The following is a 20,205-nucleotide window of genomic DNA, read 5'->3' as shown; positions in this document are numbered from 1 at the left end:
GGCGACCGCGGGCAGCCTGAACCGTGCTCGTCGAGCGCAGCAACGGGGTGGCGGAGTCTCGTTATCTAAACGTTACCCAGCACGGGAATGCCCGCCGGAGGTCTTGTGTCCTGGAGCCCACTCTGAGTAGCTTCCTTGCAAACTCCCTGTTCAGACGCGCGACCGCCCGCGTACACCTTCGACAGCGTATTTACTCTGCTATAGGCGGCTGTGACTTCACGTCACGAGCGATGCCGATCGATCGGCACTTCCCTACCCATGCAACGGTTCAGGCGTGAGGGCCTGCAGGGGGCCAACAAGCGCTCGTCTGCGCCTTGAGCCACGCAGCGACGGGTTCGTCGGCACGGCGCCTCGCGACAGCACGTGGCGAAGGCCCGACGCAGGAGGAATCCGGCGCACGCCCCTCTTTATGCCGGTGAGGCGGTGGGCCTGGCGACGGCGGAGCGTTCTCCGACCGGCGTCGTCCGCAAGCTCAACGCCTACGCCGAGAAGCGCTCGGCGCCGCAGCCCGGCTGATCGGCTCGTGATCACTGCGCTATGAGCGCCGGCGTCAGACGGCGCAGGTGTCGTCGGTGCAGCCGTCGGCGGCCGGCACCGTGATCAGCGGGTTGGCGTCGGCCCACGCCCGCTGTAGGATCTGCAGCAGCTGCTCGGCGGGCTGAGCCCCCGCGGCGCCGTACTTCCGGTCGACGACGAAGAACGGCACGCCCCGCGCGCCGAGCTCGATCGCCGTCGCGCTGTCCTCGCTGACCGCCGCGCGGAACCGACGGTCGGTCAGCGCCTCGCGCACCTCGGCCTCGTCCAGGCCCACCTCGACGGCCAGGGGCACCAGCGACTCGACGTCGAAGACCGAGCGCTGCTCCTCGAAGTAGGCGTGCAGCAGGCGCTCCTTGAGCTCGTTGCGCTTGTCGTGCTCGGCGGCCAGGTGCAGCAGCTCGTGGGCCAGCAGGGTGTTGCCGCTGATGCCGTCGGCCAGGTGGTACTCCAGCCCCTCGGCGGCGGCGAGCTCCTCGAGCCCGCGCATGTTCTCGCGCATCTGCTCCTCGGGCACGCCGTACTTGGCGGCCAGCGCCGGCAGCGTCGGGTGTGTCTCGCCCTCGGGGGCGGTCGGGTCGAGCTGGAAGGAACGCCACACGACCTCGACCTGGTCGCGGTGCGGGAACCGCTCCAGGGCGGTCTCCAGCCGGCGCTTGCCGACGTAGCACCACGGACAGACGACGTCGGACCACACCTCTACGCGCATGCCCGGCCCAACCCTGGCGTCCGCCAGGGCATTCCGGCAGTTAGCCGGCCGGCGGCCGGTGGGCCCGGGCCCGCGCCCGGCCGTCTCCCCGCGTGGGATCGAGGAAGACGTAGCGCACGCCCTCGTGCCGGGCGACCAGGCGCCGCTTGGCCTCGTCGGACGCCCGCTCGATGTCGGCGACCGTCGCGGTGTCGTCGAAGTCGACCTTGGCCATGACGATCAGCTGCCCCGGCCCGATCACGGTGGTCATCAGCACCGGGACGGCGCTGACCTGCTCCACCCCCGCCAGCTCCTCGCGGAACTGCGCCTCGATCGACGGCGCCACGGACTGCCCGATGAGCAGCGACACGTTGGCCCAGGCCAGCGCACCCGCCACGAAGAGCAGCAGGACACCGATCAGGATCGCGGCGATGCCGTCCCACAGGGGGTCGCCGGTGACCTGCTCCAGGAAGAGGCCGAGCGCGGCGAGCACCAGCCCGATCAGCGCGGCACTGTCCTCGAAGGTCACCGCCTTGACGGTCGTGTCCGACGTCTCGGCGAGGTACCGGCGGGGCGTCGTCCCCCATCGGCGGGCCGAGCTGCGCACCTGCCGGACCGCCTTGAGCCAGGACTCGCCCTCCAGGACGAACGAGACCGCCAGCACGATGTAGGCGACGAGGGGGTCGCCCTGCTCCTCGCCCTCGAGGATCGTCGAGATGCCCTGCCAGAACGAGAAGCCCGCGCCCAGCGTGAAGGTGGCCAGGCAGGCGAGCAGCGCCCAGAAGTAGGTCTCGCGGCCGTAGCCGATCGGGTGCCGCGCGTCCGGGTCCCTGGCGCCCCGCTTGAGCGCGACGAAAAGCAGGACCTCGGTGATCGTGTCCGCCAGCGAGTGCGCCGCCTCGGACATCATCGCCGAGGAGTGGCTGATCAGGCCGCCGACCAGCTTGGCGATCGCGATGCCCAGGTTGGCCAGCCCGGCGACGACGACGGTGCCGGTGGACTCGCTGTTCCCCTGGCCCTCCCCGGCGTCCTTCGCCAGGACGTGCCCCGGGGCGGGGGCGGGCTGCGTCATGCGCGCTGCGGTGCCCCGCGGGCGGGCGCGCCATGCACACCCGCCCGCGGGTCGCGGTCAGCGCACGCCGACGAGGTCCACCACGAAGACGAGGGTGGCGCCGGGCTTGATGACGCCGCCGGCGCCGCGCTCCCCGTAGGCCTTGTGCGGCGGGATCGTGAGCCGGCGGCGGCCGCCGACCTTCATGCCGGTCATGCCCTCGTCCCAGCCCTGGATGACCATGCCGACGCCGAGGCGGAACTCCAGCGGGTCGCCGCGGTCCCAGGAGGCGTCGAACTGCTCGCCGCCGTCGTGGGTGACACCGACGTAGTGGGCGCTGATGAGGTCACCGGCCTTGGCCTCGGGACCGTCGCCGACGACGAGGTCCTCGATCACGAGGTCGTCGGGGGCGGGTCCGGTCGGCGGCTCGACCTCGGGACGGGTCAGTTCAGCCACGGTGCTCCCTCCTGCGCCGGGGCTCTCCCGGCGCCGCGACCCATCCAAGCAGCGCGGGGAGCGGGTCGCCCGGTCGGTCACTGCACCGCGGAGGGGTCCGTCCAGATCGCCTCCCAGACGTGACCGTCCGGGTCGGTGAAGCTGGTGCCGTACATGAAGCCGTGGTCCTGCGCCGGCTGCCACGGCTTGCCCTCCGCGGCGAGGGCCCGGACGAGCATGTCGTCGGCCTCGGCGCGGGAGTCGACGGACAGGGCGTTGATCACCGTCGTCGCCTGCGCCGGGTTCCCCACGGTGCCGCTCGGCACGAAGTCGGCGAAGCGCGCGCGGGTGAGCAGCATGGCGGTGATCTGCTCGCTGATCTCGACCGATGCCGTGTTCTCGTCGCCAACTGCTCGTCGAAGCCAAATCCCCTCGGGGGGGTGGGTGGCACGCCGGTGTGCGTGCTCTCATCCGTTCCGACCCGCGACGGCAGCGGAACCCATCGACCGCTGTCAGTGCCCGTCGCTACGGTCCGGCGATGATCGACCACCTGGGCCTGCAGTGCACCGACCCCGCGGCGGCGGCGGCGTTCTACGTGCGCGTCTTCGAGCCGTGCGGCGTGCACGAGATGATGCGCTTCGACACCCCGCACGGGCCGGTGATCGGTCTGGCGGGGCCGGCCGGCCAGCCGCAGCTGTGGACGTCGCCGGTGGAGGGACCGGGGAATCGGCCGGTGCACCTCGCGCTGGCCGCGCCGTCCCGGGACGCCGTCGACGCGGTGTTCGCCGCCGCGCAGGAGGCCGGCGCGGAGATCCTGCACGCGCCCCGCGAGTGGCCCGAGTACCACCCGGGCTACTATGGCGTCTTCGTCCGCGACCTGGACGGCAACAACGTGGAGGCCGTGCACCACAGGTTCCCGTCGTCCTGATCCGGGCAGATTCGGGCATGGACTCCGCAGCCGCGCCCTGGTGGACCCGCGCCGTCGTCTACCAGGTCTACCCGCGCTCGTTCATGGACTCGGACGGCGACGGCATCGGTGACCTGGGCGGGATCCTGCAGCGCCTGGACCACCTGGCCGACCTCGGCGTCGACGTCCTCTGGCTCTCGCCGGTTCACCCGTCACCGCAGGCCGACAACGGCTACGACATCAGCGACTACCGGGACATCGACCCGCTCTTCGGCTCGCTGGCGCAGCTCGACGAGCTGATCACGGCGCTGCACGCGCGCGGGATGAAGCTGGTCATGGACCTGGTGGTCAACCACACCAGCGACGCGCACCCCTGGTTCGTCGAGTCCCGGTCGTCGCCGGACTCGCCCCAGCGCGACTGGTACTGGTGGCGGCCGCCGCGCGCCGGCTTCTCCGCCGGCGAGCCGGGTGCCGAGCCGACGAACTGGCAGTCGTTCTTTTCCGGTCCGGTGTGGGAGCTCGACGGGGCCAGCGGCGAGTACTACCTGCACCTGTTCGACCGCCGGCAGCCCGACCTGAACTGGGAGAACCCGCAGGTCAGGACGGCGGTGTACGAGATGATGCGCTGGTGGCTCGACCGCGGGGTCGACGGCTTCCGGATGGACGTCATCAACATGATCAGCAAGGACGTCGCCCCGGACGGCTCGCTGCGTGATGGCCGGCCCATCCCCGGCTCGTCGCTGGGCAGCGGTTTCTCCTCGTTCCTGAACGGGCCGCGGATCCACGAATTCCTGCAGGAGATGCACCGCGAGGTGTTCGCCGGGCGGGACGGAACGTTCCTCACCGTCGGCGAGATGCCCGGCGTGACCGTCGAGGAGGCGCGGAGGTACACTCACGACCAGCCGCGGGCGGTGTCGCGCTTCGGCGACGACTCCCCGCGCTTCCGGCGAGACTCGGCCACGTGCCTCGCCACGCTGCTGCACCTGCACCGGGGGACGCCCTACGTCTACCAGGGCGAGGAGCTCGGGATGGCGAACTTCCCGTTCCAGGCGCTCGAGGAGTTCGCCGACGTCGAGTCGCTCAACCACTCGGTGCAGGCGGTCTCGGCGGGGCACGACCCGGGCGAGGTGCTGGCCGCGCTGCGGGCGATGAGCCGGGACAACGCCCGCACGCCGGTGCAGTGGGACGCCTCGCCGAACGCCGGCTTCACCACCGGCACGCCGTGGCTGGCGGTCAACCCCGACCACGTCGAGTGGAACGCGGCCGCGCAGCGCGAGGACCCGACGTCGGTGCTCGCCCACTACCGCCGGCTGATCGCGCTGCGGCACGAGCTGCCGGTGGTCGCACTGGGCGACTTCTCCATGCTGCTGCCCGACCACGACGAGGTGTACGCGTTCACCCGGTCGCTGGACGGCGTCACGCTGCTCGTCGTCTGCAACCTCTCGCGCACGCCGCACGACCTGGCGTCGCTGCTGCCCGCGGCGGTCGACGCGGAGCTGGTGCTGGGCAACCTGCCCGACGCCGGCGCGGAGCTGCGCCCGTGGGAGGCCCGCGTCCTGCAACTGTGAGTGGCAGATCGCCCACCTAGGGTTCGACGGGTGAGCCGGATCGTGGACGCAGTGCTGCCGGCCCGCATGGGGACGCCGTTCCGCTGGCTGGTCGGCTCGTCCTGGTCGAGCAACCTCGGTGACGGCATCGCCCTGGCCGCCGGGCCGCTGCTGGTCGCCTCGCAAACCTCGGACCCGCTCCTCGTCGCCCTGGCCGCCCTCCTGCAACGGCTGCCCTGGCTGCTCTTCGGGCTCTCCGCAGGCGTGGTCGCCGATCGGGTGGACCGCCGACGCCTGGTGATCGTCGTCAACCTGATCCGCGCCGGCGTGCTCGCCGTGCTCGCGCTGGCGCTCGTCACAGGTGCGGTCGACGTCGTCGTCGTCCTGACTGCGATGTTCCTCATGGGCGTCGCCGAGGTCTTCGCCGACACCACCAGCGGCACCCTCCTGCCCATGTTGGTGGCGAAGCGCGACCTCGGCGTCGGCACTGCGCGCGTGATGGCCGGCCACCTGACCATGAATAACCTCGCCGGGCCCGCCATCGGCGCATTCCTCTTCGCGGCGGGCGCGGCCTGGCCGTTCGTCGTCCAGGCGCTGTGCCTCGTGCTCGCGGTGATCCTGGTGTCCCGCATGGCCGTGCCCGCCGTCCCGCGACCGGAGACGCCGAGCCACCTGCGGCGCGACGTCGCCGAGGGCTGGCGCTGGACGTGGGGCAATGCGCCGGTCCGGACGCTGACGCTCACGATCGTCACGTTCAACGTCACCTATGGCGCCGCGTGGTCGGTGCTCGTCCTCTACGCCACGGACACCCTCGACCTGGGTGCCGTGGGCTTCGGTCTGCTCACCTCGGTCAGCGCCCTCGGCGGGGTCCTCGGCACGATCGGCTACGACTGGCTGGAGCGGCGGGTCGGCCTGGCGGACATCATGCGCGTCGGCCTGGTCATCGAGACGTTCGCCCATCTCGGCTTCGCGCTTACCACGACCGGCTGGGTGGCGATGGTGATCATGTTCGTCTTCGGTGTGCACGCCTCGGTCTGGGGGACCACGGCACGCACCGTGCGCATGCGTGCCGTCCCGATGGCGCTGCAGGGCCGGGTGGGCAGCCTGTACCTGATCGGCGTCTTCGGAGGGATGGTCGCCGGGCAGGCGCTGGGCGGCGTGATCGCGAGGATCTGGGGCATCACCGGCCCGTTCTGGTTCGCCTTCGTCGGCTCCGCGCTCATCCTGGTGCTGATCTGGCGGCAGCTCGAGCACATCGCCCACGCGGACGAGGAAGCCCTCGCCGCGGCGTGACGAGTGCGCGCTCAGCGTGGGTCCGCAGTCCGCAGAACCACGCTGAGCGCGCACTCGCTCGGCTCAGCCGTCAGCTTAGGGGGGAGCGGGGGAGCAGGCGGTCGCTGATGATCCGCTTCTGGATCTCGCTGGTGCCCTCGAAGATCGTGGTGAGGCGGGCGTCGCGCCAGTGCCGCTCGACCTGCCGCTCGGTCGTGTAGCCGTTGCCGCCGTGCAGCTGCATGGCCTGGTTGGTCACCCGAACCGACATCTCGGTCGCCTCGAGCTTCACCATCGACGCCTCCTTGGCCACCGGCAGCCCGAGGTCGATGAGGTGCGCGACCTGGCGGTAGAACGCCCGCGACTGCTCGATCTGCGCGGCCATCTCGGCGACGGCGAAGCGCAGCGCCTGGAAGTCGCCGATCGGGTGGCCGAACTGCTCGCGCTCCTGCAGGTAGAGGATCGAGTCCTCCAGCGCGGCGCGGGCCAGGCCGACGGCGCGGGCGGCGGTGTGCACGCGCGCGGTGTTGAGGAACTTCTGCGCCTCGGCGAACCCGGCCTGCTCGGCCGCCTTCCCCTCCTCGTCGCTGTCCTCGCGCGCCGCCTTGGCCTGGTCGACGACGTTGTCCCTGGGGATCCGCACACCGTCGAAGGTGAGGTCCCAGGTCAGGAAGCCGTGGTAGCCGATCTTGTCGATTGGGTGCCCGGTCAGGCCCTCGGGGAACTCGCCGCGCTTCTTCTCCAGCAGCAGGTTGATCAGCCCCGCCGAGCGCGACTCCCCCTCCTCCGGATCCCGCTCGCGCACGAGCACCTGGATGAAGTCGGCCGCCTCGGCGTTGCCGCACCAGCGCTTGCGCCCGGTCACCACCCACTCGTCGCCCTCGAGGACGGCGCGGGTGGAGACGCCGGCGAGGTCGGACCCGGCGTCGGGTTCGGAGAGCGCGATCGCCCCGATCCACTCGCCGCGGGCGCTGCGCCGGTTGAGCTCCTCGCGCCGATCGGCGTCGGGCACCGCCGTCCCCAGGCCCTGGGAGCGGGCCAGGATGCTCGCCGTCGACATCCAGGCGCGGGCCAGCTCCTCGCTGACCATGCAGTACTCGAAGACGCCGAGGCCGAGGCCGCCCTGCTCGGCGGGCACGGTGATGCCGAAGTAGCCGAGCTCGGCCAGCCGGTCCAGCAGCGACGCCGGGATGGTGCCCTTCTGCGGATCCAGCTCGTTGGCGAGCGGCAGCACCTCGTCCATCGCGAACCGGCGGGCCTGCAGCTGCAGTTCCTCGCGCTCGGGCGTGTGCCACGGGGGCAGCAGCGCCGGCGGCGGGGGCAGCAGGGTCTCGGTCTCTTCGGTGCTGGCGCTCGACGTCATCGTCGGTCGGCCCTCCTCGACGGCGGATGTTCCGTTCACCTTGGCCGGTGCCCCTTTCCCCCGCACGCCGCCGTCATCCGCCCGCGTGACGGGCCTCACCCGCTTTACCGCGGAAAAGCAGATCAGGGACGCCGACGCTGCCGGGCCAGGGCGATGTAGTGCTCGACCGCGGCCGGGTCGTCAACGGTGCCCACGTTCACGGCCGTCGCCGGGTCCACGCCCTGGAACAGCCGCTTGAGCGGCACCTCCAGCCGCTTGCCGGTCCGGGTGTGCGGCACGGCCGGGACGGCGAGGATCTCGTCGGGCACGTGCCGTGGGGAGGCCTGCTCCCGGATCACCTCGCGCAGGCGGCGGACCAGTTCGTCACCGAGCTCCACCCCCGGCGCGAGCTGCACGAACAGGGGCATCCAGTAGCCGCCGTCGGGCTGCTCGACCCCGAGGACGACGCAGTCGAGCACCTCGGGCACCGACTCGACGGCGGCGTAGATGTCCGCCGTCCCCATCCGGACGCCGCCGCGGTTGAGCGTGGAGTCCGAGCGCCCGGTGATGACGCAGGTGCCCCGGTCGGTGATCTCCATCCAGTCGCCGTGCCGCCACACGCCGGGCCAGGGCTCGAAGTAGGCGGCGCGGTACCGCGCCTCGTCCGGGTCGTTCCAGAACCGCAGCGGCATCGAGGGCATCGGCTCGGTGATCACCAGCTCGCCCAGCTCAGCGGTCACCGGCTCGCCCTCGGGGGACCACGCCGCGGCGGCCACCCCGAGCATCGGGCGCTGCAGCTCCCCCGCCGTCACCGGCAGCAGCGGCGAGCTGCCGATGAACCCGGTCGCGACGTCGGTACCGCCCGACAGCGAGCCGAGCAGCACGTCACGGGCCACCGCCTCGTACACCCAGCGGAAGGCAGCCGCCGGCAGCGGCGACCCGGTGGAGCCGATGCCCCGCAGCGCGGAAAGGTCATGCTGCTCCCCCGGCCGCAGCCCTGCCTTCTCGCACGCGGACAGATAGCCGGCACTCGTGCCCAGGTAGGTCATGCCGGTGCGCGCGGCGAGCGCGAACTGCGCGTCCAGGGCCGGATAGGCGGGTGCGCCGTCGTGCACCACGAGCGTGCAGCCCGACAGCAGCGTCGACGTCGCGATGTTCCACATGATCCAGGCGGTCGAGGCGTACCAGAAGAACCGGTCGCCGACGCCGACGTCCATGTGCAGCTCGGCGGACTTGCGCTGCTCGAGCACCACCCCGCCGTGCCCGTGCACGATGCCCTTGGGCAGCCCGGTCGTGCCCGAGGAGTAGACGATCCACAGCGGGGCGTCGAAGGCGGTCGGCTCGAACACCGGCTCCTGCACGTCGGCGACGGCGTCGGCCCAGGCCAGCGCGCCATCCGGGAGCTCGCCCGGGAACAGCCGGGGCACCGAGATCGTCGTCCGCACGCTGGGCAGCGCCGCCCGCAGCGAGGCGACGACGTCGCGGCGGTCGAACGCGCGCCCGCCCCAGCGGTAGCCGTCGACGGCGACCAGCACCGTGGGCTCGATCTGCGCGAACCGGTCCAGGACGGCGCGGGTGCCGAAGTCGGGCGCGCAGGCCGACCACACCGCACCCACCGAGGCGGCGCCGAGGAAGGCGACCACCGCCTCCGGCACGTTGGGCAGGTAGCCGCTCACGCGGTCGCCGGGGCCCACGCCCAGCCGGCGGAGGGTGGCGGCGAAGGCGCCCACCTGCCCGCGCAGCGCGTCCCAGGAGATCTCGGCCGGCTCGCTGTCCTCGGCCGTGGCGATGATGGCCGGGTGGTCGGGGGTGCTCTGCCGGAAGACCTGCTCGGCGTAGTTGACGCCCGTGCCGGGGAACCACTCCGCGCCCGGCATCTCCCGCCGGGGCAGCACGCGGTCGTCGGGGACGTCGAGCACCCCGGTCCAGCGCGCCAGGTCGCCCCAGAACTGGTCCAGGTGCTCGACCGACCAGCGCCACAGCGCGTCGTAGTCGACCGGGTCACCGAAGGAGAGACCGCGTCGCCGGGCCACCCACTCCGCGAAGGCCGCGATGCGCGTCTCCCCCACGCTGTCCGGAGTCGGCTGCCAGAGGACGTCGGTCACGCCCGAACCCTGCCATCCTGACCCGAGCGTGCCCACCGGAGACAGGAGCGACCGTGCGCGAGCGGAACGTGCTGGGTGGTCCGCTGCAGCCGTGCGGCGTCGACCCGGTGACCGGCTTCTACCGCGACGGCCACTGCGCCACCGGCCCGGAGGACGTCGGCTCGCACACCGTCTGCGCCGTCGTCTCCGCGGAGTTCCTCGCCGTGCAGCGGGAGCTCGGCAACGACCTGTCCACGCCCCGCCCCGAGTACGGCTTCCCCGGCCTGCGCCCCGGGGACCGCTGGTGCGTCGTCGCCACCCGCTGGCTGCAGGCGTACCAGGCGGGGGCGGCCGCGGGCGTCGTCCTGGCCGCCACGAACGAGCGCGCCCTCGACGTCGTGCCGATCGAGGCGCTGCGCCAGCACGCCGTCGACGTCCCCGACGACCTCAGCGAGCTGGAATGAAAGCCGCCGCGTTGATGCTGCCGCCGGCATGAGCGACCTCCTCGACGTGCCCGTGACCACCCTCCAGGGCGCCGCGACGACGCTGCGCGAGCTGACCGGCGGCAACCCCGCCCTCGTGGTCAACGTGGCCAGCAAGTGCGGCCTGACCCCGCAGTACACCGCGCTGGAGGCCCTGCACGAGGAGTTCGCGCCCCGCGGCTTCACCGTCGTGGGCGTGCCCTGCAACCAGTTCATGGGCCAGGAGCCGGGCACCGCCGATGAGATCGCCGAGTTCTGCTCGGCCACCTACGGCGTCACCTTCCCGATGACGGAGAAGGTGGACGTCAACGGCGAGAACGCCCACCCGCTCTTCCAGCAGCTGACCACCGCCCCGGACATGGACGGCAAGGACGGCGACGTCTCCTGGAACTTCGAGAAGTGGGTCCTGAACGGCCAGGGCGACGTCGTGGCGCGGTTCCGCCCGATGACAACCCCCGACGCTCCCGAGGTCCGCGCGGCGATCGAGTCCGTCCTCCCCGGCTGACCTCGCCCTCGCGGTGTCGCAGCGGACCTCGCCGTCGACGGCGAGGTCGGCTGCTGCCCGGCGCGGCTGACCGACCCGGCGGCGAGGCGGGGCCGCGCCTAGGTTCGAGGCCATGGCCGACCTCCGTTTCTGGTTCGACCCGGTCTGCCCGTTCGCCTGGATGACGAGCCAGTGGGTCCGCCAGGTGAGCGCGCAGCGGCAGTACGACGTCGAGTGGCGGTTCATCTCGCTGCGGCTGCTCAACGCGCACATCGACTACGCGACCCACTTCCCGCCCGAGTACGAGGCCGGGCACACCTCCGGCCTGCGGCTGCTGCGCGTCGCCGCCCGGGCCCGCGCCGAGCACGGCCCCGAGGCCGTCGACCGGCTCTACGCCGCGATGGGCGCGCATGTGTTCGAGGTGCCGGCCACCGACGGGGACGCCGCACGCCGGGGCACCCGCGCGTTCGTCGAGCCGGTGCTCGCGCACGCCGGCCTGCCGGCCGAGCTCGCCGCCGCCCTGGACGACGACTCCTGGGACGCCCAGATCCAGGCCGAGACCGACGAGGCGCTGGCCCTGACCGGCAAGGACGTCGGGACGCCGATCCTGCACTTCCGGCCCCCGGAGGGGATCGCCTTCTTCGGCCCGGTGATCAGCCGGCTGCCCGCGGACGAGGAGGCCGTCGAGCTGTGGGACCACGTCGTGGCGCTGGCGTCGTTCCCGGGCTTCGCGGAGCTCAAGCGCAGCCTGCGGGAGCGCCCCCAGCTCCCCGCGTTCGGCGTGCGCACCGGCGAGGTGGGCCGCTCGGAGGACTGGCACGGCGGCAGCCGCCGGCAGAAGCGGTAGCTCGGGTTCCCGGCGACCGCAGCGGGCAGTAAGGTAAGCCTTACCACCCATCGCCGTCCCCGGGAGCTCGTGTGACCACCACGGCCGACGCTCCCGTGCGGAGCGGCGCGCGCCCGCGCCCGGGCGGTGGACCGATGCGCACCCGCAGGCTGGTGGTGCTGCTCGTCCTGCTCGGGCTCGTCGCCGCCGCGGCGCTGGCCAGCATCGCCGTCGGCACCCGGTCCCTGGCGCCCGGCGAGGTCTGGCGGGCGCTGTTCGACGACGACCCCACGAACGAGGCCGCCGTCATCGTGCAGCAGCTGCGCGTGCCGCGGACGGTGCTCGGGCTGATCGTCGGCGCCGCGCTGGGCATGTCCGGGGCGCTCATGCAGGGCCACACCCGCAACCCGCTGGGCGACCCCGGGCTGCTCGGCGTCACCGCCGGCGCCTCGCTGGCCGTCGTCTGCGCGATCGCCTTCCTCGACGTCGGCTCGGTCTCGGGCTACGTCTGGTTCGCCTTCGGCGGCGCGCTGGCCGGCACCGTCCTGGTGTACGCGATCGGCTCCGCCGGCCGCGGCGGCGCCACCCCCATCACCCTGGCGCTGGCCGGCGCGGCGCTGTCGGCGCTGCTCTACGCGCTGGTGCGCGCCGTCGTCGTCAGCGACACCCAGACCCTCGACTCGTTCCGCTTCTGGCAGGTGGGCGCGCTCGCCGGACGGGGTGCGGAGGTGGCCTGGCAGGTCGCGCCGTTCATCGCCGTCGGCGTCGTGCTCGCCCTGGCCAACGCGCCGGCGCTGAACCTCCTCGGCCTCGGTGAGGACGTCGCCCGCGGGCTGGGGCAGCGCATCTGGCTGGCCCGCACCGTCGGGCTGGCCGCGATCACGCTGCTGTGCGGCGCGGCCACCGCCGCCTGCGGGCCGATCGCCTTCGTCGGGCTGGTGGTGCCGCACGTGGTGCGCGCCCTCACCGGCCCCGACCACCGATGGCTGGTCCCCTGCGCAGGCCTGCTGGGGGCGGCCCTCCTGCTGTCGGCCGACGTGGTGGGCCGCGTGGTGGCCCGCCCCGGCGAGCTGCAGGTCGGCATCGTGCTCGCCGTCCTCGGTGCCCCCTTCTTCATCGCGCTGGTCCGCCGCCGGAAGACGATGGCGCTGTGACGGCCACCCTCGAGCGGCCGGTCAGCGGCCCGCGCGGCCGGACGGCGATCCGCCTCGGCTCCGCGTCGGTGCTGCTCCGCTGGCGGCACCTGCTCGTCCCGCTGGTCACCCTCGTCGTGCTGGTGCTCGTCTCCGCGGTGAGCATCGGCCGGGGCGACTTCCCGATCGCGATCCCCGACGTCCTGCGCACGCTCGTGGGCCTGGGCGAGGGCCCGCAGAACTTCATCGTGCTGCAGCTCCGGGCGCCCCGGGTGATCGTCGGCCTGCTGGTCGGGCTGGCCCTGGGCGTGGCCGGCGCGCTGTTCCAGACCTTCGCCCGCAATCCGCTGGCCTCCCCCGACACCCTCGGCATCACCATCGGCGCCTCGGTCGGGGCCGTCGCGGCGCTGGTCCTCAGCGGCGGCAGCTCGGTGGGCGCGGTGCTGGGCGGCTTCGGCGTCCCGCTCGCCGCGCTCTGCGGGGCCCTGGTCACCGGCGTCCTGCTGTTCGTGCTGGCCTGGCGGGCCGGGGTCGACGGGTACCGGCTGGTGCTGGTCGGCATCGCGCTGTGGTCGGTCGGGAGCGCGCTGGTCGACTGGCTGCTCACCAACGCGCAGGTCTACGACGCCGCCGCGGCCTACGTCTGGATCACCGGCTCGCTCAACGCCCGCACGTGGGACCAGGCCGTGCCCCTGGCCATCGCGCTGGCCGTGCTGGTCCCGCTCGCCCTGGCGGCCGGCCGGGCGCTGAGCGTCCTGCAGTTCGGCGACGACACCGCGCGCGGGCTGGGCCTGCGGCTGGCCGGGGCGCAGACGGCGGTCGTGCTGCTCGCCGTCGCCCTCACCGCCGCCGCCGTCTCCGCCGCCGGGCCGATCACCTTCGTGGCGCTGGTCGTCCCGCAGGTCGCCGTCCGGCTCACCGGCGGCTCCCGGCCGCCGCTGCTGGCCTCGGGCCTCATCGGCGCCGTGCTCGTGGTCAGCGCCGACCTGGTCACCCGGACCGCGCTCCCCGAGGCGCTGCCGGTCGGCATCCTCACCGCCGTGATCGGCGCGCCCTACCTGCTCTGGCTCCTGGTCCGCGGAAGGCGGCGATCCACGCTATGACGTCCACCTCCACCGAACCCGCGGTGCGGCACGACCCGGTCGCCGCGCCCGGCCGGGTGCGGCTGGCCGCCGAGCACGTGCGCCTGGCCTACGACGAGCGCGTCGTCGTCCACGACCTGGACCTGGAGCTCACCGACGGCTCGTTCACCGCGATCGTCGGGCCCAACGGCTGCGGCAAGTCCACGCTGCTGCGCGCCCTGGGCCGGCTGCTGCGGCCCTCGGGCGGCCAGGTGCTGCTCGACGGCCGGGCGATCGCGCGGACGCCGACCCGCGAGGTGGCCAGGGTGCTGGGCCTGCTCCCCCAGTCGCCGATCGCGCCCGAGGGGCTCACCGTGGCCGATCTGGTGGCCCGCGGCCGGCACCCGCACCAGAGCTGGCTCCGGCAGTGGTCGCGTGACGACGAGACCGTGGTGGCCGAGGCGCTGGAGTGGACCGACATGGCCGGGCTGGCCGAGCGCCCGGTGGACGAGCTGTCCGGCGGCCAGCGCCAGCGGGCCTGGATCTCGATGGCGCTGGCCCAGGGCACCGACCTGCTGCTGCTGGACGAGCCCACGACCTACCTCGACCTGGCCCACCAGATCGACGTGCTCGAGCTCGTGGGGCGGCTGCACGCCGAGCGGGGCCGCACGGTCGCCGTCGTCCTGCACGACCTGAACCTGGCCGCCCGCTACGCGCAGCGGCTGGTCGCCATGAAGGACGGCGTGCTGGTGGCCTCGGGCACGCCCGCCCAGGTGCTCACCGAGGAGCTGCTCGCGGACGTCTTCGACCTCGAGGCGCGGATCGTGCCGGACCCGGTCGCCGGGACGCCGATGGTCGTGCCGGTGCGCCGCCTGCGCTGACCCCCTGGTCGGCTCTACTTAGGGCAGGCTAACCTTCCTCGCAACCGGCGATGATCATCACCGCCTGACCCGAGGGAGAACCCGAGTGCACCGCACATCCCGCCGCCTGCTCGGCGGCCTGCTCGCGCTCGCCGTGGTGGGCGTCAGCGCCTGCTCCGGCGACGACGACGGCGGCGACGCCGCGGCATCCGGCGAGGGCTGGTCGTTCACCGACGACCTGGGCACCACCGTCGAGCTGGACGCCGCCCCCGAGCGCGTCGCCGCCATCAACGACGTCGCGTCCTCGCTGTGGAACTACGGCGTCGCGCCGGTGGCCACCTTCGGGCAGACCTCGACCGCCGACGACGTCGCCTTCGAGGGGCGCGACCTCTCCGACGTGGAGATCCTCGGCGAGAGCTACGGCGACATCGACCTCGAGCAGCTCGCCGCCGCCGCGCCCGACGTCGTCGTCACCACGGTCTACCCGACCGACTCGGAGGGGACGCTGGACGAGTCCCAGCCGCTGTACGGCTTCGAGTCGCTCGAGCAGCAGGAGCAGGTCGCGCAGATCGCCCCGATCATCGCCGTCGCCTGGGCCGGGTCGGCCACCGACGTCATCGAGCGCACCGCCGAGCTGGCCGAGGCCCTGGGCGCGGACATGGACAGCGAGGAGGTCCGCGCGGCCGAGGCGGACTTCGAGGCGGCCTCCACGGCGCTGAGCGAGGCCGCCGCCGGCGGGCTGACCGTGCTGCCCGTCGCCGCGTACGCCGACGAGGGCTTCTACATGGCCAAGGCGGAGGACGAGCCCTCTTTGCGGATGTACGGCGAGCTCGGCGTGCAGTTCGTCGACCCGGGTGGCGAGGAGTACTACTGGCAGACCGCCGGCTGGGAGGACGTGCCGCAGTACCCGAGCGACATCCTCCTGTACTCGCTGCGCGGGGCGCTCACGCCCGAGCAGATGGCCGAGCAGCCGACCTACGGGCTGCTGCCGGCCGTGCAGGCCGACCAGGTGCACCCGTGGAAGTACATCGGGATGGACTACACCGCCCAGGCCGCCTACATGGAGGAGCTGGCCGGCTGGCTGGAGGCGTCGCAGGACGTCACGCCTTGATCCACCCGCGGGCGTCGGGGGAGGCCGCCTCCCCCGACGCCCGCGGTCGGGTCCGTCGGACCGCACGGGACACTGGAGGCATGGAGCTGCCCAGCGCCCTGTACGTGCGCACCGCCGAGGGGTTCGAGGCCACAGCTCTCACGATCGGGCCGTGGGACCCCGGCCTGCAGCACGCCGGCCCGCCGGCGGCGCTGCTGGCGCGCGAGGTCGAGCGGGCCAGCGGGATCGACGGCGGCCAGACGGTGCGGCTGAACTACGACATCTTCGGCCCGGTGCCGGTCGGGCCGGTGCGGATCAGCACCATCGTCGTGCGCCCCGGACGCCGCATCGAGCTCGTCGAGGCCGTGCTCGACGCCGGGGACGACCGCCCGCTGATGCGGCTGTCCGCGTGGCGGATGCGCACCCGCACCGAGGGGCTGCCCGCCGCCGTCCCCGGCTCCGCGCCGGTCGCCCCGCACCCGGCGCCGGCCGGCGTGCAGGAGAGCGCGCCCGGCGAGGCGGCCTTCTTCCGCAGCGAGGTGGCCTACCACAAGGCGCTGGAGTGGCGGTTCGCCTCCGGCAGCTTCAACTCCCCCGGGCCGGCGGCCGCCTGGACCCGGCCGGAGTGCACCCTGGTGGACGGCGAGCCGATGAGCCCGCTGCAGCACCTGCTGGTCATGACCGACGCGGCCAGCGGCATCTCCGCCGTGCTGGACTGGAACTCCGCCACGTTCGCCAACGTCGATCTGAGCGTGGCGCTGCACCGGCCGCCGCGCGGCGAGTGGCTGGGCATGGACGCGACCACCGTCCTGGGCGACTCGGGTGCGGCGCAGTGCTCCGCGGTCCTGTTCGACGGCGACGGTGCGATCGGCCGGTCCACGCAGTCGCTGTTCGTGGAGCCGCGGTGAGGGTCGCGGCAGCACCCGGGGTGGATGACGACAGGGAGGAGCGTTCGTGGGTGACGCGCTGAGGGACGTCCTGGACTGGTTCGCCGGGCGCGGGCTCGAGGTGGTGCTGATCATCCTCGGGTCGGTGCTGCTGGCCCGGTTCGTGGGCTGGGCCGGCGGTCGGGTGACCGACCGGATCGACGAGCGCTCCACCGGCGACGACGCACTCGTGCGCTCCGAGGCCGCCAAGCACCGGCACTCGCTCACCCAGGTCATCACCTGGACGGCCGTCGTCCTCATCTACGCCGTCGCGGTGTTCTTCGTCCTCGACCGGCTGGGCGTGCCGGTGACCGGGCTCGTGGCGCCGGCGACCGTGCTGGGCGTGGGCCTGGGCTTCGGCGCCCAGCGGATCGTCGGCGACGTCCTGGCCGGCTTCTTCATCATCACCGAGCGGCAGTACGGCTTCGGTGACGTCGTCGCGATCGCCGTCACCGGCGCGGGCGACCCGGCCCAGGGCACCGTCGAGGACGTGACCCTGCGGGTGACCCGGGTCCGCTCGGCCAACGGCGAGGTGATCACCGTGCCCAACGGGCAGATCGTCAAGGTGGTCAACCTGTCGCGCGACTGGGCGCGGGCCGTCATCGACGTCCCGGTGCCCTCGGACGCCGACGTCAACCGGGTCAACGAGATCCTCCGCGAGGTCGGCCGCGAGGCGTTCCGTGACCCGGCCATGCGCCCGCTGCTGCTCGACCCGCCCACCGTCATGGGCGTGGAGAGCCTGGGGCTGGACGAGGTGAACGTCCGCGTCGTCGCCCGCACCCTGCCGGGCAAGCAGTTCGAGGTCGGCCGTGACCTGCGGGTCCGGATCGTGCTCGCGTTCCGCGAACAGGGCATGCAGGTCACCCCGCCCCCCGCGGCGGGCGACGGGCACACCGCACAGCTCGTGCGCGAGGGGGAGGACGCGTGAGCACGCCAGGGAACGAGCCACCGGCTGAGCAGGTCGCCACGCCGACGGTCAGCACCGCCCCGACCGGCGGGACCGCCGAGGCCCCGCACACCTCGTGGTGGCACTGGAAGAGGCTGCCCGACCACCTCGGCCGCGCCCGCACCTCGACGGTGATCCTGTCGGTGCTGTTCCTGGCGGTCTTCACGCTGTACCTGAACGTCCGCCCCGAGGACGGCCTGACCGACACGACCCCCGCGGGCGGCAGCAGCGGCGTCCAGACCCCGACGAATCCGGTGATCCCGACCGACCCCACGACGACGTCGCCGGAGCCCACCGAGGAGCCGACGCCGACGACGGAGCCGGAGGAGACCGAGGAGACCGAGGAGAGCGGGACCCCGTCCGAGGAGACGGACACCCCGACGACGAGCAGCACACCGAGCACCTCCAGCTCCTCGGCGCCGGAGACGACCACCGAACCGAGCGTGCCCACCGAGACCTCGGAACCCGCCTCCCCGACGAGCGGGACGACCGGGACCTCGCCGTCCACGTCCGGGTGACCGTGACCGAAGCGGAACCACCCGGACACGACGCCGCACCACGACGCAGGGCAAGATCAAGCCTCTGTCCCGCCCGAAGGAGACCTCACTCGTGTCCGCTCGTTCCCTGACCCGCCGCGCGGCGACCGTCGCCGTCGCCGCCACCAGCGCCGCGCTGATCCTCTCCGGCTGCGGAGACGACTCCGACACCTCGGGCTCCGGCGACGCCGCGGCCGACGAGAGCCGCCCCGCCGTCGAGGTCGACGAGGAGCTGGCCGCACGGGTGCCCGACGAGATCGCCGAGGACGGCACGATCACCGTCGGCACCGACTCCAGCTACGCGCCGAGCGAGTTCATCGACGAGGACGGCGAGACGATCATCGGCTTCGACGTCGACCTGTTCTCCGCGGTCGCCGAGAAGATCGGCTTCGAGGCGGAGTTCGAGTCCGCGTCGTTCGACTCGATCATCGCCGGCGTGGGCTCGGGCCGGTACGAGGTCGGCGTCTCCTCCTTCACCATCAACCCCGAGCGCCTGGCCGAGGCGACGATGGTCAGCTACTTCTCCGCCGGCACCCAGTGGGCCACCAAGGCCGGCAACCCGGAGGACGTCGACCCCGACAACGCGTGCGGCGCGATCATCGCGGTGCAGCGCGGCACGGTGCAGGTCGACGACATCACCGCCCGCTCCGAAGAGTGCGAGGCCGCCGGGAACGAGCCCATCGACATCCAGCAGTTCGAGGGGCAGGACGAGGCCACCGCCGCGATCGTCTCCGGCCGCGCGGACGCCGGCCTGGCCGACTCGCCGGTCATGGCCTACGCCGTGCAGCAGACCAACGAGCAGCTGGAGCTCCTGGGCGACATCTACGACTCCGCGCCCTACGGCTACGTCGTCCCGAAGGCGGAGACCGAGTTCGGGCAGGTGCTGGCCGACGCGCTCACCGCGCTGATCGAGGACGGCACCTACGAGGAGATCCTCGAGAAGTGGGGCGTCGAGGCCGGCGCCATCGACACCCCCGAAGTCAACCCGGCCGGCTGACGCCTCCACCTCTGCCGATGGACCCCGACACCAGCACGACACCGGCACCGCCCGAGCAGATCCGGGCGGTGCCGGTCCGCCATCCCGGGCGCTGGATCGCCGCCGCCGTCATCGCGGTGCTCGCGGCCATGTTCGTCCACATGCTGGTCACCAACCCGGTGTTCCAGTGGGACTTCATGGTCGAGAACATGTTCAGCGACGCCGTCCTCCGGGGCGCGCGGACGACGCTGATCATGACCGTCCTGGCGATGGTCATCGGCATCCTGCTCGGCATCGTGCTGGCGGTCATGCGGCTGTCGGCCAACCCGGAGGTCTCCGGCGCGGCCTGGGTCTACATCTGGTTCTTCCGCGCCATCCCGCGCATCGTGCTGCTGTTCTTCGTCGCGAGCCTGGGTGCGCTCTACGCCCGGTACGAGTTCGGCTTCCCGTTCGACCAGCAGCTCATGGACCTGTTCGGCTTCCAGGGCGACTGGCGGCTGTTCGGCTTCGACGGCAACGAGATCTTCAAGGGCTTCGTGGCCGGCCTGATCGGCCTGGCGCTCTCCGAGGCCGCCTACATGGCCGAGATCGTGCGGGCCGGCATCCAGTCGGTCGACCCCGGCCAGGCCGAGGCGGCCCACGCGCTGGGCATGAGCCGGGGCAAGACGATGCGCCGGATCGTGCTGCCCCAGGCGATGCGGGTGATCATCCCGCCCACCGGCAACGAGACCATCGCGATGCTCAAGGACACCGCGCTGCTCGTCGCGGTGCCGGTGACCACGGAGCTCAACTTCCAGCTGCGGGCCATCGGCACCCGCACCTTCCAGGTCATCCCGATGGCCGTGGCCTCGATCCTCTGGTACCTGGCGCTGGCCAGCCTGCTCATGGTCGGCCAGTACTTCCTCGAGCGGCGGTTCAGCCGGGGGTTCGGGAACCGCGAGACCCGCCAGCAGCGGGCGGCCCGCCGGGCCCGTGACGTGGGGAGCACGCATTGAGCAGCGCCGTCGGGACGTCGACGCCCCCGC

The 20,205-nt window shown here is 72.9% G+C and carries 22 protein-coding genes; 16 read left to right on the top strand and 6 right to left on the bottom strand.

Annotation, left to right across the window (positions count from 1 at the left end; all coding sequences use genetic code 11):
- The first annotated feature begins 363 nt into the window (after positions 1 to 363).
- The gene (locus DQ239_RS20360) at positions 364 to 516 is read left to right on the top strand and encodes a hypothetical protein (protein WP_158544835.1); all 153 of its coding nucleotides are present in this window, start codon (positions 364 to 366) and stop codon (positions 514 to 516) included.
- Between the two features lie 34 nt (positions 517 to 550).
- On the opposite strand, the gene DQ239_RS13745 is transcribed toward DQ239_RS20360, so the two are convergent.
- The 4 genes from DQ239_RS13745 to DQ239_RS13730 form a co-directional block, all read right to left on the bottom strand.
- Positions 551 to 1,243: a DsbA family oxidoreductase gene (locus tag DQ239_RS13745; RefSeq protein WP_113834974.1), complete on the bottom strand. Its 693-nt coding sequence runs from the start codon at positions 1,241 to 1,243 to the stop codon at positions 551 to 553.
- Between the two features lie 40 nt (positions 1,244 to 1,283).
- Complete coding sequence (locus DQ239_RS13740) at positions 1,284 to 2,294, bottom strand: cation diffusion facilitator family transporter (protein ID WP_113834973.1); 1,011 nt, start codon at positions 2,292 to 2,294, stop codon at positions 1,284 to 1,286.
- Positions 2,295 to 2,351: 57 nt separating this feature from the next.
- Positions 2,352 to 2,729, bottom strand: a complete 378-nt coding sequence (locus DQ239_RS13735) for an FKBP-type peptidyl-prolyl cis-trans isomerase (RefSeq protein WP_113834972.1) — start codon at positions 2,727 to 2,729, stop codon at positions 2,352 to 2,354.
- Positions 2,730 to 2,806: 77 nt separating this feature from the next.
- Positions 2,807 to 3,067: a VOC family protein gene (locus tag DQ239_RS13730; protein ID WP_199583000.1), complete on the bottom strand. Its 261-nt coding sequence runs from the start codon at positions 3,065 to 3,067 to the stop codon at positions 2,807 to 2,809.
- Positions 3,068 to 3,246: 179 nt separating this feature from the next.
- Here DQ239_RS13730 and DQ239_RS13725 point away from each other — a divergent pair, with 179 nt between their 5' ends.
- The 3 genes from DQ239_RS13725 to DQ239_RS13715 are packed head-to-tail and all read left to right on the top strand — an operon-like array spanning position 3,247 to position 6,455.
- Positions 3,247 to 3,636, top strand: coding sequence for a VOC family protein (locus DQ239_RS13725; RefSeq protein WP_113834971.1), 390 nt, complete (start codon positions 3,247 to 3,249; stop codon positions 3,634 to 3,636).
- Positions 3,637 to 3,653: 17 nt separating this feature from the next.
- Positions 3,654 to 5,183 (top strand): alpha-glucosidase, encoded by a 1,530-nt coding sequence (locus DQ239_RS13720; RefSeq protein ID WP_113834970.1) that lies wholly within the window; start codon positions 3,654 to 3,656, stop codon positions 5,181 to 5,183.
- 30 nt (positions 5,184 to 5,213) lie between these two features.
- Positions 5,214 to 6,455: an MFS transporter gene (locus tag DQ239_RS13715; protein ID WP_199582998.1), complete on the top strand. Its 1,242-nt coding sequence runs from the start codon at positions 5,214 to 5,216 to the stop codon at positions 6,453 to 6,455.
- Between the two features lie 70 nt (positions 6,456 to 6,525).
- On the opposite strand, the gene DQ239_RS13710 is transcribed toward DQ239_RS13715, so the two are convergent.
- On the bottom strand, positions 6,526 to 7,797 hold the full coding sequence (locus DQ239_RS13710; RefSeq protein ID WP_113834969.1) for an acyl-CoA dehydrogenase family protein: 1,272 nt from the start codon (positions 7,795 to 7,797) through the stop codon (positions 6,526 to 6,528).
- A 122-nt stretch (positions 7,798 to 7,919) separates the two neighbouring features.
- On the bottom strand, positions 7,920 to 9,881 hold the full coding sequence (locus tag DQ239_RS13705) for an acetoacetate--CoA ligase (protein WP_113834968.1): 1,962 nt from the start codon (positions 9,879 to 9,881) through the stop codon (positions 7,920 to 7,922).
- Positions 9,882 to 9,934: 53 nt separating this feature from the next.
- Here DQ239_RS13705 and DQ239_RS13700 point away from each other — a divergent pair, with 53 nt between their 5' ends.
- From DQ239_RS13700 to DQ239_RS13645, 12 genes are all read left to right on the top strand, one after another.
- On the top strand, positions 9,935 to 10,324 hold the full coding sequence (locus DQ239_RS13700; protein WP_113834967.1) for a DUF2237 domain-containing protein: 390 nt from the start codon (positions 9,935 to 9,937) through the stop codon (positions 10,322 to 10,324).
- 28 nt (positions 10,325 to 10,352) lie between these two features.
- Positions 10,353 to 10,847 (top strand): glutathione peroxidase, encoded by a 495-nt coding sequence (locus tag DQ239_RS13695; protein ID WP_113834966.1) that lies wholly within the window; start codon positions 10,353 to 10,355, stop codon positions 10,845 to 10,847.
- A 112-nt stretch (positions 10,848 to 10,959) separates the two neighbouring features.
- Positions 10,960 to 11,673 carry a hypothetical protein gene (locus DQ239_RS13690; protein WP_113834965.1) on the top strand — a complete coding sequence of 238 codons (714 nt, stop codon included), beginning with the start codon at positions 10,960 to 10,962 and terminating at the stop codon, positions 11,671 to 11,673.
- A 134-nt stretch (positions 11,674 to 11,807) separates the two neighbouring features.
- Entirely contained in the window at positions 11,808 to 12,806 is a 999-nt protein-coding gene (locus DQ239_RS13685; protein WP_113835051.1) for an iron ABC transporter permease, read from the top strand.
- Positions 12,803 to 13,888: an iron chelate uptake ABC transporter family permease subunit gene (locus DQ239_RS13680; protein ID WP_113834964.1), complete on the top strand. Its 1,086-nt coding sequence runs from the start codon at positions 12,803 to 12,805 to the stop codon at positions 13,886 to 13,888. Before DQ239_RS13685 ends, DQ239_RS13680 begins: the two co-directional genes overlap by 4 nt.
- The gene (locus tag DQ239_RS13675) at positions 13,885 to 14,727 is read left to right on the top strand and encodes an ABC transporter ATP-binding protein (RefSeq protein ID WP_113834963.1); all 843 of its coding nucleotides are present in this window, start codon (positions 13,885 to 13,887) and stop codon (positions 14,725 to 14,727) included. The genes DQ239_RS13680 and DQ239_RS13675 overlap by 4 nt, the downstream gene beginning before the upstream one ends.
- An 85-nt stretch (positions 14,728 to 14,812) precedes the next feature.
- The gene (locus tag DQ239_RS13670) at positions 14,813 to 15,817 is read left to right on the top strand and encodes an ABC transporter substrate-binding protein (protein WP_113834962.1); all 1,005 of its coding nucleotides are present in this window, start codon (positions 14,813 to 14,815) and stop codon (positions 15,815 to 15,817) included.
- 80 nt (positions 15,818 to 15,897) lie between these two features.
- The gene (locus tag DQ239_RS13665; protein WP_113834961.1) at positions 15,898 to 16,704 is read left to right on the top strand and encodes a thioesterase family protein; all 807 of its coding nucleotides are present in this window, start codon (positions 15,898 to 15,900) and stop codon (positions 16,702 to 16,704) included.
- Positions 16,705 to 16,750: 46 nt separating this feature from the next.
- On the top strand, positions 16,751 to 17,650 hold the full coding sequence (locus DQ239_RS13660) for a mechanosensitive ion channel family protein (RefSeq protein ID WP_233489203.1): 900 nt from the start codon (positions 16,751 to 16,753) through the stop codon (positions 17,648 to 17,650).
- On the top strand, positions 17,647 to 18,186 hold the full coding sequence (locus DQ239_RS13655; protein WP_113834960.1) for a hypothetical protein: 540 nt from the start codon (positions 17,647 to 17,649) through the stop codon (positions 18,184 to 18,186). Before DQ239_RS13660 ends, DQ239_RS13655 begins: the two co-directional genes overlap by 4 nt.
- A gap of 91 nt (positions 18,187 to 18,277) precedes the next feature.
- A complete protein-coding gene (locus DQ239_RS13650; RefSeq protein ID WP_113834959.1) occupies positions 18,278 to 19,201 on the top strand; it encodes an ABC transporter substrate-binding protein in 924 nt (307 codons plus the stop codon).
- Between the two features lie 17 nt (positions 19,202 to 19,218).
- Positions 19,219 to 20,175 (top strand): amino acid ABC transporter permease, encoded by a 957-nt coding sequence (locus DQ239_RS13645; RefSeq protein ID WP_113834958.1) that lies wholly within the window; start codon positions 19,219 to 19,221, stop codon positions 20,173 to 20,175.
- The last annotated feature ends 30 nt before the right edge of the window (positions 20,176 to 20,205 follow it).

The sequence above is a fragment of the Blastococcus sp. TF02-09 genome, assembly GCF_003319105.1.
GTDB lineage: Bacteria > Actinomycetota > Actinomycetes > Mycobacteriales > Geodermatophilaceae > Blastococcus.
This window is presented reverse-complemented; position numbering and strand designations above follow the sequence as displayed.